Annotated in this window: 13 protein-coding genes; 5 read left to right on the top strand and 8 right to left on the bottom strand. The window is 66.2% G+C overall.

Features of this window, described 5'->3' with window-relative positions; translation table 11 throughout:
- From EOA33_RS09690 to EOA33_RS09710, 5 genes are all read left to right on the top strand, one after another.
- Positions 1–439, top strand: a 439-nt coding sequence (locus EOA33_RS09690; protein WP_145989100.1) for a substrate-binding domain-containing protein, incomplete at its 5' end; no start/stop codon positions are given.
- Positions 440–514: 75 nt separating this feature from the next.
- Entirely contained in the window at positions 515–1,504 is a 990-nt protein-coding gene (locus EOA33_RS09695; RefSeq protein ID WP_245482281.1) for a substrate-binding domain-containing protein, read from the top strand.
- Positions 1,505–1,652: 148 nt separating this feature from the next.
- Entirely contained in the window at positions 1,653–2,639 is a 987-nt protein-coding gene (locus EOA33_RS09700) for an ABC transporter permease (protein ID WP_127405523.1), read from the top strand.
- Complete coding sequence (locus EOA33_RS09705; RefSeq protein ID WP_126058979.1) at positions 2,636–3,412, top strand: ATP-binding cassette domain-containing protein; 777 nt, start codon at positions 2,636–2,638, stop codon at positions 3,410–3,412. Before EOA33_RS09700 ends, EOA33_RS09705 begins: the two co-directional genes overlap by 4 nt.
- 4 nt (positions 3,413–3,416) lie before the next feature.
- Positions 3,417–4,274 carry a sugar phosphate isomerase/epimerase family protein gene (locus EOA33_RS09710; RefSeq protein WP_127405524.1) on the top strand — a complete coding sequence of 286 codons (858 nt, stop codon included), beginning with the start codon at positions 3,417–3,419 and terminating at the stop codon, positions 4,272–4,274.
- 19 nt (positions 4,275–4,293) lie between these two features.
- Here EOA33_RS09710 and EOA33_RS09715 read toward each other — a convergent pair whose 3' ends face one another.
- The 8 genes from EOA33_RS09715 to pcaQ form a co-directional block, all read right to left on the bottom strand.
- Positions 4,294–5,739, bottom strand: a complete 1,446-nt coding sequence (locus EOA33_RS09715; protein ID WP_127405525.1) for an aldehyde dehydrogenase — start codon at positions 5,737–5,739, stop codon at positions 4,294–4,296.
- Between the two features lie 41 nt (positions 5,740–5,780).
- Positions 5,781–6,566, bottom strand: a complete 786-nt coding sequence (locus EOA33_RS09720; RefSeq protein WP_127405526.1) for a coniferyl-alcohol dehydrogenase — start codon at positions 6,564–6,566, stop codon at positions 5,781–5,783.
- Between the two features lie 2 nt (positions 6,567–6,568).
- Positions 6,569–7,630 carry a branched-chain amino acid ABC transporter permease gene (locus EOA33_RS09725; RefSeq protein ID WP_127405527.1) on the bottom strand — a complete coding sequence of 354 codons (1,062 nt, stop codon included), beginning with the start codon at positions 7,628–7,630 and terminating at the stop codon, positions 6,569–6,571.
- Positions 7,627–8,523: a branched-chain amino acid ABC transporter permease gene (locus EOA33_RS09730; protein ID WP_127405528.1), complete on the bottom strand. Its 897-nt coding sequence runs from the start codon at positions 8,521–8,523 to the stop codon at positions 7,627–7,629. Before EOA33_RS09730 ends, EOA33_RS09725 begins: the two co-directional genes overlap by 4 nt.
- Positions 8,520–9,248 carry an ABC transporter ATP-binding protein gene (locus tag EOA33_RS09735; protein WP_127405529.1) on the bottom strand — a complete coding sequence of 243 codons (729 nt, stop codon included), beginning with the start codon at positions 9,246–9,248 and terminating at the stop codon, positions 8,520–8,522. The genes EOA33_RS09730 and EOA33_RS09735 overlap by 4 nt, the downstream gene beginning before the upstream one ends.
- Positions 9,245–9,979 carry an ABC transporter ATP-binding protein gene (locus EOA33_RS09740; RefSeq protein WP_281033513.1) on the bottom strand — a complete coding sequence of 245 codons (735 nt, stop codon included), beginning with the start codon at positions 9,977–9,979 and terminating at the stop codon, positions 9,245–9,247. The genes EOA33_RS09735 and EOA33_RS09740 overlap by 4 nt, the downstream gene beginning before the upstream one ends.
- 31 nt (positions 9,980–10,010) lie before the next feature.
- Positions 10,011–11,327 (bottom strand): ABC transporter substrate-binding protein, encoded by a 1,317-nt coding sequence (locus EOA33_RS09745; protein ID WP_189347420.1) that lies wholly within the window; start codon positions 11,325–11,327, stop codon positions 10,011–10,013.
- Positions 11,328–11,510: 183 nt separating this feature from the next.
- Positions 11,511–12,426, bottom strand: a 916-nt coding sequence (pcaQ, locus tag EOA33_RS09750) for a pca operon transcription factor PcaQ (protein WP_127405531.1), incomplete at its 5' end; no start/stop codon positions are given.

Genomic DNA, 12,426 nt, shown 5'->3' on the forward strand with positions numbered 1-12,426 from the left:
TCGCAACACCGCGCTGAAACTTGCTCCGGACGTCCGCATCGACGTCGTGCTTTCGGAAAGCGAGGTGGAGCCGCTGCGGGCGCTGCTCAGCGACTATTTCAGCAAGGGTGAGCGGCCGACGGCGGTCTATTCGCTGTTCCTCAAGGGCACGCTCGTGGCGCTCTCCGAATTCCGTAGGCGGGGATGGCATTGCCCGGACGACATCTCGCTGGTCGGCTTCGACGACGCCGAATGGATGCAGGTGACCTGGCCGGCGATCGCCGCGGTGGTGCAGCCGGTGCGCGAGATAGCCAGCAATGCGATGGACGTGCTGTTTCGCAGGATCGAGGGCGAGGGCGGTCCGCCAAGGGCGCGGCTCGAACCCTGCAAGGTGTTGATGCGGGAATCCGTTGGCTCGCCAGGCAGCGGCCCGCATTCCGGGGGAGGAAACCGACAATAGCCCCCATTGTCGAAAACCGAGTGGCGCCGCACCTGGCTTTGGCTCGTGGCGCGTAATATCAACAGGGAGGAAAAGGTGACAGCATTCGTTCTGAAGATAAATCGATTTACGATGGCCTTAGGCATCGCGCTGGCGATGTCGGCCGTTGGCGCTGCCAAGGCCGAGGACGGCGAATACGGCGTGCTGATGAAGACGCTGGCCAATCCGTTCTGGGGCGCGATGGGCCAGGGCGTCGAGGATGGCGCCAAGGAAGCCGGTGTGAAATATTTCCAGCAGGCGGCCGAAAGCGACCAGGCGGCCGAGCCGCAGCTCAACCTCTGCAACACGATGCTGGAGCGCAAGCCGGTGGCGATGATCACCGCGGCGATCAACTCGACCAACCTGTTGCCGTGCCTGAAGGCGGCGCAGGATGCCGGCATCAAGGTCGTCGACCTCGACGGCAATCTCGATCCGGCGGTCCTCGACAAGGAAGGCATCAAGATCACCTTCCGCATCGGCTCCGACAATGTCGCGGCCGGCGGACAGGGCGCTGAATATCTCGTCTCCAAGCTCGGCAAGGATGCCAAGGGTCCGGTGCTGGTGATCGAGGGCCTTTCGGGCAACATCACTGGTCAGAAGCGCGCCAAGGGTTTTGCCGACAAGCTCAAGGAACTGGCGCCGGGGCTGGAGATCGTTGCTTCGCTGCCCGGCGACTGGGATCGCGGCAAGGCGGCCTCGATCGCAACCGATACGCTGACCGCGCATCCTGACCTCGTCGCCATCTTCTGCGCCAATGATACCATGGCGCTAGGCGCCGTGGAATCGGTCTACGCGGCCGGCAAGGGTGAGCAGGTGACGATCATCGGCGTCGATGGCAATTCGGATGCGGTCAAGTCGATCAAGGAGGGCCGCCTCAACGCTTCGGTGGCGCAGCTTCCCTATCTGGTCGGCAAGCAGGCGGTCGAGAACGTCAAGAAGGCGCTCGCCGGCGAGAAGGTCGAGGAGAGCATCGCCGTGCCTACCTTGGTGCTGACCAAGGAGATGCTCGACGCCGGCAAGGAGCCGATGCTGCAATATGTGAAGTGAGCAGGGAATAGGCAGTAGGCAGTAGGCTGTAGGCTGTAGGCTGTAGGGGAAGTAAGCGGTTCCTGCCGCTCGGATCGCTCTCATATTTGCCCTACTGCCTAGTCCCTACTGCCTACTGCCTTACGGCCGCTCCCAAAGGTGCAAAGACATGGCTTCTGAACAGCCCGGTTTCTGGGCTCGGGTGCAGCGCGCATCCGTCGAACGGCTCCACATCAGGCTGGAGTCGCTGCTGGTGCTAGTGGCGCTGAGCGCGGCGATGGCGCTGCTGTCGCCGTTCTTCCTGTCGCTGAGCAATTTCCTCAACATCCTCTTGGCGACATCGACGATCGGCGTGCTGGCCATCGCCGCCACCTTCGTCATCGGCTCGGGCGGGCTCGACCTGTCGCTCGGCTCGGTCATGGGCCTTGCCGGCGTGGCGGGCGCCTTCGTCGCGGTCAATCTCGGCTGGCCGTCGGTCTTCGCGCTCATCGCCTGCATCCTCGCCGGCGGCCTTGCCGGCTACATCAACGGGCAGTTCGTCACCCGCGCCTTCGTGCCCGCCTTCATTGTCACGCTCGGCATGCTCGGCCTGGCGCGCGGCCTGGCGCTGGTCATCTCGCAAGGCAGGGCGATCTACGGGCTGCCGTCGGCGATCGTCTATATCGGGCAAGGGCGGCCCTTCGGCATCCCGATGCCGGTGATCATCCTGGTGCTGACGGCGATCGTCGCGCATTGCGTGCTCGGCTATACACGCTTCGGCCGCCACACGCTGGCACTGGGCGACAGCGAGGGCGCGGCGCGCGCCGCGGGCATCCGCGTCGAGCACCACCGCCGCATCATCTATACGCTGTCCGGCGCGCTCGCCGGGCTCGCCGGCCTGCTGTTCACCGCCCGCGTCAATGCCGGCGACCCGACCGCCGGCATCAACTACGAGCTCACCGCGATCACCGCGGCGATCATCGGCGGCACCAATTTGTTCGGCGGCCGCGCCTCGATCCTCGGCACGATGATCGGCGCGCTGATCATGGGCGTGCTGCAGAACGGGCTGACGCTGCTTGCGGTGCAGTCCTACTATCAGCAGATGGCGATCGGCGCGGTGCTGATCCTCGCCGTCTTCATCGACCAGTATCAGGTCCGGAAGGAGTCGCGCGTATGACGCTTCTTTCGCTTCAAGGCATCCGCAAGAGTTTTGGCGCGGTCGACGTGCTGCACGGTGTCGATCTCTCGGTCGCGGCCGGCGAGGTGGTCGGCCTCGTCGGCGACAATGGCGCCGGCAAGTCGACGCTGATGAAGACCATCACCGGCATCTACCGCGCCGATTCGGGCTCGATCGAATACGACGGCAAGGACATCCTTGCGCTCGACCCCGGCCAACGGCGCGAGCTCGGCATCGAGATGATCTATCAGGATCTGTCGCTGGCCAAGCAGCAGGACGTGGCGTCGAATATCTTTCTCGGCCGCGAGCCGACCAGGAAGGTGTTCGGCCTGTTTCCCGGCTTCGTCGACAAGGCGGCGATGGACCGCGAGGCGTCCAGGATGATCGAGCGGCTCGGCGCGCGGCTACCGTCGATCAACCGGTCGGTCGGCTCGTTCTCGGGCGGCCAGCAGCAGACGGTGGCGATCGCTCGCGCGCTGACCTTTAATCCGAAGCTGGTGATCATGGACGAGCCAACGGCGGCGCTTGCCGTGCGCGAGGTGCAGAGCGTGCTCGACCTGATCCGGCGGCTGCGGTCGGAGGGCATCGCCGTTATCCTGATCTCGCACCGGCTGAACGACGTGCTGTCGGTCACCGACCGCATCGTCGTGCTGCGCCACGGCCGCGCCGATGCGGATCTCGTCACCAGCAAGACGAACATGAACGAAGTCGTCAGCCGCATCGTCGGCGGCGGCGATATCAGCGCCGCGGCGGCGCATGAACAACGAGGCTAAACATATGAACACTTTTGGACTGCACACTTTCGCCATCGCTCCGGTCTGGGACCTTGCCCGCATCGAACCGCAGATGGACCGGCTGAAGGAACACGGCATCGGGCTGATGGAAATCCCGCTGCTGCGCCCTGAGGAGATCGACACCAAGCGCACGCGCGGCTTCGCCACGCACTACGGCGTCGAGCTGATCCCCTCGCTCGGCCTGCCGCGCTCCCTCGATGTGGTCGAGCGGCCGGACGAGGCCCTCGACTTCCTGCAGCCGGCCTTCAAGGTCTGCAATGAGGTGGGCAGCGAGGCGCTCGGCGGCGTTACCTACGGCACGATCGGCAAGACTACCGGCCGGGCGCCGACGCGCAAGGAGATCGACGGTATGTGCCGCTTCCTCGAGCGGGCGGCGAAGTCGGCGAAGGCGCGCGGGCTGAAGCTCGGCATCGAGCCCTGCAACCGCTACGAGACGCATCTGATCAACCGCGGTATCGATGCGACCAGGGTCATCGAGCGGGTCGGGGCGGAGAATATCTTCATCCACCTCGACACCTACCACATGCATATCGAGGAGGAGAGCTTTGCGGCCGGCTTCGAGGCGGCCGCGCCCTTCCTCGGCTATGTGCATGTGTCGGAGGCAAACCGCGGCGTGCCGGGGCGCGGCATGATCAACTGGGCGGCCTGCATGAAGGCAATCGCCGACATCGGCTACGAGGGGCCGATCACGCTCGAAAGCATGAACCATGTCGACGTCGACATCGCCGGCGGACTGGCGGTGTGGCGCCCGGTGGCTGAAGACCCGCGCGACGTCATCGAGGTCGGCCTGCCGTTCCTGCGCGACGAGGCGAGGAAGGCAGGGCTGAGCCTCGGCAGATAGAAGGTCGCCAGGCTCTCCGTCAGAACGGGTAGTGCTGGCCGGGATCCTCGATCGTCACCCAGCGCAGGTCGGTGAATTCGGCGATCGAGGCCTTGCCGCCGAAGCGGCCGTAGCCGGAACCTTTGACACCGCCGAACGGCATCTGCGCCTCGTCGCCGACGGTCGGGCCGTTGATGTGGCAGATGCCGGCCTGAATGCGGGCAGCGACCGCCATGGCGCGCTTGATGTCGCGGCTGAAGACGGCCGACGACAGGCCGTATTCGGTGTCGTTGGCGACGCGCACCGCCTCGTCCTCGCCCTTGACGCGAATGACTGGCTTGACCGGCCCGAAGGATTCTTCGGCATAGACGCGCATCGAAGGCGTCACGTGATCAAGCAACGTCGCTTCCACCACAGTGCCGGCGCGCTTGCCGCCGGCGACAAGCTTCGCGCCCTTGGCGACTGCGTCGGCGACCAGTTCCTCCATCTTGTCGGCGGCCTGGCTACTGATCAGCGAGCCCAGCACGACGTGGCCGCGCGGATCTCCTGCCGGCAGTTGCGCGGCACGGGCGGCGAGCCTAGCGACGAACTCGTCGGCGACCTTGTCGTCGACGATCAACCGTTCCGTCGACATACAGATCTGGCCCTGATGCATGAAGGCGCCGAAGGTCGCGGCATTGACCGCCGCGTCGATGTCGGCGTCGTCCAGCACCAGTAGCGGCGCCTTGCCGCCGAGCTCGAGCAAGGCCGGCTTGAGATGCCTTCCTGCAAGCTCGGCGATGATGCGGCCGACCTTGGTCGAGCCGGTGAAGTTGACGCGCTTGACGGCCGGATGCGCGACCAGCGCTTCGACGATGCCGGCCGCGTCCTTCGGATCGTTGGTGACGACGTTGACGACGCCCTTGGGCAGACCGGCCTCGACCAGAACCTGGCCGATCAGCCGGTGCGTGCCGGGGCACATCTCGGAGGCCTTGAGCACCACCGTGTTGCCGCAGGCGAGCGGCATCGCCAGCGCGCGGGTGCCGAGGATGACGGGTGCGTTCCACGGCGCGATGCCGAGGCAGACGCCGGCCGGCTGGCGGATGGCCATGGCCAGCGTGCCCGGCTTGTCCGAGGGGATGATCTCGCCCGAGATCTGCGTCGTCATGGCGGCGGCCTCGCGCAGCATGTTGGCGGCCAGCATGACGTTGAAGCCGGCCCAGGGGCCGGTAGCGCCGGTCTCTTCCATCATCAATTTTGTGAATTCGCTGACCTTGGAGGCCATGACGTCGGCCGCCTTGGAGAGCAAGGCGCGGCGTTCGCCGGGGCCGGTCCGCGACCATGCCGGGAAGGCGGCGGCGGCGGCGGCAACGGCGGCGTTGGCGTCGGCGACACTGGCCGCGGCGGCGCGCGTCGCCAGTTTGCCGGTGAATGGGTCCAGGCGCTCATAGGAGGCCTTGCCGGACGCCGCCCTTTCGTCGCCGTCGATCAGAAGTCCGATATCCATTGTTCTCTCCCTCGCTCCCGGTGGAGCGTTGCAAGTTCAGATTAGAAGCCGAGCACCTCGGCGTTGATCGAGGCTTCGAGGCCGCCGTCGACCGGCACATTGGCGCCGTTGATCCAGCGCGCGCCATCCGAGCACAGGAACAGCACGACCGGCGCGATATCGCCCGACGTGCCGGCACGACCCACCCGCGAAATATCGCTGTCGACGCGGTCGTCGCCGAGCACGGCGCGGAACTGCTTCAGGATCGGCGTCTCGACCGGGCCTGGGCTGACCGCATTGACGCGGATGCCGCGGCTCTTGAAACGCTCCTGATGCGCGGCGCGGAAAGTCCACAGCAGCAGAAGCTCCTTCGAGACCGGATAGCCTTCCTCGTTCTTGACCGCATGGTCGGCGACCACCCTGGCGACATCGGGAAAGCCCTCGATGCCGATCATCGAAGCGGCGCGGTTGAGATTGGCGCGCCAGCCGAAGCCGGCGATCGAGGCGACATTGACGATGGCACCGCCTTCGCGAAGCTTCGGCGCCAGCGCCTCGGAAAGCGCACGCAGCCCGTAGAAATTGACGGCGAGCGTCGACACGGCGCCGGTGTTGCCGGAAAGGCCGGCGACGTTGCAGAGCGCATCGAGGCGCTGCGGCAGCCGTGCCACCAGTTCGTCGACGCCTGCCCTCGACGAGATGTCGGCCTTGACGAAGCTGCCAGCACTTGCTGCTGGCTCACGCACGTCGACGCCGATCACGTCGGCGCCGAGTTGGCCGGCGAGTTCCGCCGTGCGGGCGCCGATGCCGGAGGCGACGCCGGTGATGAGGATGGTCTTGCCGAAAAGCATGGTCAGGCCTTCTCCCGAGATGTCGTTGTCGGTGCCGGCGAAGCGGTCTCGCCCGTCGTTTGGGTCGCGTTGACGGGAAGCCTGACGCTATAGCCGACGGGCAGCAGGCGCAGCCCAAATCGCTCCTCCAGCGTTCCCCACAGGCCGCGCGGCAACAGTAGCGAGAAGGCGAGGGCCGTGGCGCCGAGGCCGATCAGGTACCAGACGCCGGCACCGCCGAACCAGGTCTCGATGAGGAAGAAGAGCAGCGCGCCAAGGATGGCGCCCTCGAAGGTGCCGATGCCGCCGACCAGCACCATGAAGATCATGTAGGCTGTCCACTGGACGCTGAAATAGGTCTTCGGCTGGAAGGTGATCGAGGTCGCCAGCCACAGCGCGCCGGCAACGCCGATGCCAAAGGCGGCGAGCACGAAAAGCAGCCGCTTGGTGCCGGTAACGCGCACGCCGACGGAGGCCGCCGCATCCTCGTTGTCGCGGATGGCGCGGATGGCGGCACCGGTGCTGCCGCGCAGCAGGCCGAACAGGACGGCAAGCAGGGCGGTCATCGACGCCAGCGCCAGCCAGTAGATCGCCACGCGTCTGGTCGAAGCGTCGTAGACGTTGAGCGAGATCAGCGACGTGCCGGTCTCGCCCTGCACCAGCCGGTCGAGGTTGACGAGGAGATGGGTGAGGGCCGCGATCACCCACATGCCGATGGCGAACTCGCCGTTCCTGAGCCGCAGCATGAACAGCGAGATCGGCCAGGAGACAGCGCCGACGACGATCGCCGAGACGAAGAGCGCGACGAAAGGATTGAGGCCGGCATCCGCCAGCCGGATGCTGAAATAGGCGCCGAGGCCGAAGAACACCTGCTGGCCGACCGAGACCAGTCCGCCGAAACCGGCGAGCGCGTTCCACATCGCCGCGAGGATCACATAGATGAACAGCGCGGTCATCCGGTCGACGGCGCCTGCCGACAGGAATTGCGGCGCGATCGCCAGCAGCGCGATGATCAGGGCCACCGCGATGGCGGCAATGCGCGAGGCGGCGGTGCCGCGCTCGATGACAGGGGAGGCGGCGCTCATGATGCCTTCCCCGCGGGCAGGCGCAGCAGGCCGCGCAGGCCGAGGCCGGAGGTGGACAGGCGTATGAACAGGGCGATCAGGAACGCGACATGGCCGCCGATCAGAAAGCCCTGCGGATGCACCTGGGCGCCGAGCGTCTGGGCGAGCGCCAGCACGATGCCGCCGATCAGCGTGCCCCACAGCGAGCCGGCGCCGCCGATGACCGCCGCCTCGAAGGCGAACAGCAACTGCGGCGCGCCGGCATAGGGATCGAAGGTGGCGCGCATGCCGAGGAAGGCGCCGGCGAGACCGACCGTGACCATGGCGATCGACGCGGCGACCGCATTGGCGCGGCGCGCATCGACGCCGACCAGGCCGGCGGTATCAGGGTCCGCCGAGGTCGCGCGGATCGAACGGCCGAGGCCGGTGCGAGTGAGGAAAAGCTGCAGCCCGCCAAGCAGCACCACGGCGGTGACGAAGATGATGACCGCGAGCTTGCCGACATAGATGCTGCCTGGCCATTCCCAGGAATCGTAGGAGAGGCTGCCGATAAAGGGCGCCAGCGAGCGCGTGTCGGCGCCGAACTGCTCGAACAAGAGATTGTCGATGACGGTGGCGAGGCCGAAGGTTGTCAGGATCGGCAACAGCGCGCCGCCGCGCGCGCTGCGTTCGAGCAGGAAGCGCTGCAAGGCCCAGCCGATCGCGGCCATCGGCGGCAGGACGATCAGCAGTCCAAGGAAGGGTGAAATGTGGAAGCGCGAGGCGAACAGCCACAGCGCGAAGGCTGACAGCACGGCGAGGCTGCCATGGGCGAGGTTGATGATGCGCATCACCGAAAACATGAAGGAGAGGCCGCAGGCGATCAGCGCGTAATAGCCGCCGAGCAGGATGCCCTGGACGATCTGGTTGCTCATGCCGGCATGCCTCCGGCGCCCTTCCGATGCAGGCCGAAATAGGCTTTCGTCACCTCGTCGCGCGACACGCTCTTGCTGTCTCCGGCAAGCGCGATCCGTCCCTCCAGCATGCAGATGACCTTGTCGGAGACGGAGAGGGCACGGTTGAGATCCTGTTCGACGAGGATGATCGTCGTACCGGAGCTGATCAGGCCGTGCAGCGAGGCGTAGACGCGGTCGACGACCAGCGGCGACAGGCCAAGCGAGACCTCGTCGAGCAAAAGCAGTTGCGGATTGCTCATCAACGCGCGGCCGATGGCGGTTGCCTGCTGTTCGCCGCCGGAGAGATGCCCGGTCTTGGCGCGGCGGCGCGGCTTGAGGTTCGGAAACGTGTCGAGCACCCTGTCGACGCTCCAGTCGCCGGGGCGGCCGGCGCTTCGTCCGAGCAGCAGGTTCTCCTCGACCGTCATGTCGACGAACAGTTTCCTGCCTTCTGGCACCAGCGCGATGCCCATGCCGACTCTGCTGTGCGAGGGCACGCCGGAAAGATCGACGCCATCGAATCGCACGCGCCCCGATGCCTGCGGATGCGCGCCGGCGATGGCTCTCAGCAGCGTCGTCTTGCCGGCGCCGTTGGCGCCGACCAGCGCCAGCGTCTCGCCGCGCTCGACGTCGAAACTCACGCCGCGCACCGCCTGCAACAGGCCGTGGCGGACAACGAGATCCTCGACCGAAAGCAGGCTCATTTCGGGCCTCCGCCGAAATAGGCGTGGATCACCTGCGGGTCGGCCATGACCGCTTGCGGCTCGCCGTCGGCGATGATCTTTCCCGCATCCATGCAGATCAGCCGCCCGGCCACCTGCAACAGGATGTGGACGATGTGCTCGATCCAGACGATGCCGATCTTGCGGCGCCGCAATTCCCTGATGGTCTCGACCAACTCGCCGGCCTCGCCGTCGGTCAGTCCGCCGCCGATCTCGTCGAGCAGAAGCAGCGTCGGCCTGGCAGCGAGCGCCCGGGCGAGCTCCAACCGCTTGCGGTCCAGCAGGCCGAGCGTCTCGGCACGGCGGTTGGCGACGCCAAGCATGCCGCACAGTTTCAACGAGGCAAGTGCCTCCTCATAGGCTTCGTCGCGCTTGAGTCCGGCGCCATGCGAGGCGGCGATGAAGACATTCTCGAACGTGGTCATGCCGCCGAACGGTTTCGGCACCTGATGCGTGCGCACGAGGCCGAGCCGGCAGCGCGCCGTTGCCGGCAGCGACGTGACATCGCCGCCCTTGAAGGCGACGGTACCGGCGTTCGGCGGATAGGCGCCGGACATCACGCTGAGCAATGTCGTCTTGCCGGCGCCGTTCGGGCCGACAATGCCGACCGCCTCGTCGGCCTGCATGGCGAAGTCGATGTCGTCGAGCACCACCAGCGCGCCGAAGCGCTTGTGGATGCCGGCGGCATTGAGGATCGCAGCGTTGGGCGAAATGGTCACGATGCGAACCCCGTCAGCAGTCCAATCAGCCGTTGTACGGCTGCAGCTTGGCTTCGACCGGCACCTTCGGGTCGGTGGCGTTTTCGGTCACCACATAGTCGAGCGCGAATTTGCTGCCCTCCTTCGCCGCCACCCACTGCGTGCCGATGATCGGGCCGGGCGAGACATTGGCGACTGGGCCGCTGGTAAAGTCGACCTTGCCGATCATCGTCTCGGTGTTGAGCGTGCTGAGAGCCTTCGCGACCGCCGCCTTGTCCTTGGCATCGGTGCTGGCCTTCAGCGCTTCGAACCCGGCGTCGAGCAGCGACATCGAGGCGCCGAGCTGCTGCGTCCACTGCTTGCCGCTCGCCGCCTCGTAGCCGTCGGCCAGCTCGGTTCCGGAGACGCCGGTCAGCGGCGACTTGTAGGGGAAGGCCTTGTGCCAGTAGGCGGCGCTTGAAAGCTTCATGCCGAGATCGCCCAGCGCCTCGATATCGGACGGGAACAGGCCGGTCTTGGCGACCTGGGCGATCTTGATCTGCCGGGTCAGGCCCTGCTGCGCCGCCTGACGCCAGAACGCGGCGAAATCCGGCGGGATCGGGAAGGAATTGAAGATCTCGACGCCTTCCTGCTTGAACAGCGCGATCTGCGAGGAATAGTCGGTGGTGCCGGTCTCGTAGGCGCCGGGGTCGACGATGGTGAAGCCCTGCTTGGCGAGCAGCGGCGCAAGATGGGCACGGATGGCATTGCCGTCGGCGTCGTTCGGATACATGACGCCGACCTTCTTGTTGGTCTCGATCAGAGTCCACTGCGAGACATAGGCCTTGAAGAATTCGTCGACGCCGAAGCCGAAATGATAGGTCCATTTGAACGGCGAAGGCTGGCCCGGCTTGGCGCCGCGGCCGAAATACCAGGCTTCCCAAGGCATGACCGTCGACAGGCAAGGCACGCCGGCCGCTTCGCAGGCGTCGGCCACCGGGTTGATTACCTCAGGCGTGGACACCGCGAGCATCAGGTCGATGGCCTGGTTGTTTATCAGGTCCTTGGCGAGTTGGCCGGCGCGCGAGGGGTCCGACTGCGTGTCCTGGTCGAGGATCTCGACGCTGTATTTCTTGCCGCCGAGCTCGATGCCATTGGCGAGCGCCTTTCGGGCCAGGTCGAGCACATAGCCGTCGGTCTCGCCGAAACCGCCGAGAGGCCCGGTGCGCGGGCTGACGAAGCCGACCTTCAGGGTGTCCGCGGCCTGCGCGAAGGCCTTGCCGCGGCCGAGCGCAAGGGCCGCGCCGCCGGCCACCGAAGTGGCAATGAACTGGCGCCGCGACATGCCGGCGATAACGGGTTTGCTGCCGATAGTCTCAGTCATCTGCTCCTCCCTCAGTGGCCGCCCCACGCGGGCCGCAACCGGTTTTCCGGGTGCCGCCAGCCGGGGCTCGCCTTTGATCCTCCACGGTCACATTGCACTAGCGGTTTGGTTCGGTAAAATGATATTTTGCGGTGTTTCATTAACCCGTAGGTTACGAAAAGACACGCCGAACGGAGTCCGTTGTCAGGCGCTATGCCGTGCCGCCTCGCGGATCGTCTGCAGCAGGATGGAAAAGGCCGGAGAGGGAGCAGTGTCGGTGCGCATGGTCAGGCCGACCGGTCCCTTGGTCTCCTCGGTGTCGACTGGCAAGGCGACGAAGGCGCCGCTGGCGATCTCGTTGGCGACGACGCCGGCCGAGATGATCCAGACCGCATTGCTCTGGCGCATGAAGGAACGTCCGAAGGAATCCGAGACGGTCTCGATCTCGGTTTTGGGCGCGGTCATGCCATTGGTGATGAAGAGACGGTCGACGAAGGGACGGATGACGGATTCCCTGGTTGGCATCAGCACGGGGAACTCATCGAGGCGGGCGAAGATGTCGGCTCCCGGCTCCAGCAGCGGGTGCCCGTCCCGCACCACGAACAGCACCTGCTCGGAATAGAGATGCTCGAAGAAGAAGCCGGTCATGTTCTCCGGAGCGGCGAGACGGCCGACGACGAGGTCGAGCGCGCCGACTCGCAACTGCTCGAGCAGCACCGCGTTCTCGCCGGTGACGATCTTGATGGCGGCACCCGTGTTCTCGCTCAGGAACAGGCTCATCGCCAGCGGCATCACCCGCGCCGATACGGTCGGCAAGGCGCCGATGCGGATCGGATGGCGATTGATTGCGCCGTCCTGGCGGACGGAATCGACGCCGCGCTTCAGTGCCGTGATCGCCGTGCCGGCATGGCCGAGGAAGATCTCGCCGAGCCGCGTGACGCGGATGCCGCGGCCGTCGCGTTCGACGACGGCGATGCCGAGCGCCTCTTCCAACTCGCGCAATGTCTTGGTCACGGCCGGCGCGCTGACATGCAGGAATTCGGCCGCCCTTGCCACGCTGCCTTGCCGCGCCACTTCGAGAAACGCTTGCAGGTGTCGGAAGCGGATGCGGCTTTCGGCC

This window comes from Mesorhizobium sp. M4A.F.Ca.ET.050.02.1.1, from assembly GCF_003997725.1.
Classification (GTDB): domain Bacteria; phylum Pseudomonadota; class Alphaproteobacteria; order Rhizobiales; family Rhizobiaceae; genus Mesorhizobium.

Excerpts from the sequence above, each read along its gene's own strand:
- EOA33_RS09700 (WP_127405523.1), top strand. The coding sequence starts at position 1,653 with ATGGCTTCTGAACAGCCCGGTTTCTGGGCTCGGGTGCAGCGCGCATCC.
- EOA33_RS09705 (WP_126058979.1), top strand. The coding sequence starts at position 2,636 with ATGACGCTTCTTTCGCTTCAAGGCATCCGCAAGAGTTTTGGCGCGGTC.
- EOA33_RS09710 (WP_127405524.1), top strand. The coding sequence starts at position 3,417 with ATGAACACTTTTGGACTGCACACTTTCGCCATCGCTCCGGTCTGGGAC.
- EOA33_RS09715 (WP_127405525.1), bottom strand. The coding sequence starts at position 5,739 with ATGGATATCGGACTTCTGATCGACGGCGACGAAAGGGCGGCGTCCGGC.
- EOA33_RS09720 (WP_127405526.1), bottom strand. The coding sequence starts at position 6,566 with ATGCTTTTCGGCAAGACCATCCTCATCACCGGCGTCGCCTCCGGCATC.
- EOA33_RS09725 (WP_127405527.1), bottom strand. The coding sequence starts at position 7,630 with ATGAGCGCCGCCTCCCCTGTCATCGAGCGCGGCACCGCCGCCTCGCGC.
- EOA33_RS09730 (WP_127405528.1), bottom strand. The coding sequence starts at position 8,523 with ATGAGCAACCAGATCGTCCAGGGCATCCTGCTCGGCGGCTATTACGCG.
- EOA33_RS09735 (WP_127405529.1), bottom strand. The coding sequence starts at position 9,248 with ATGAGCCTGCTTTCGGTCGAGGATCTCGTTGTCCGCCACGGCCTGTTG.
- EOA33_RS09745 (WP_189347420.1), bottom strand. The coding sequence starts at position 11,327 with ATGACTGAGACTATCGGCAGCAAACCCGTTATCGCCGGCATGTCGCGG.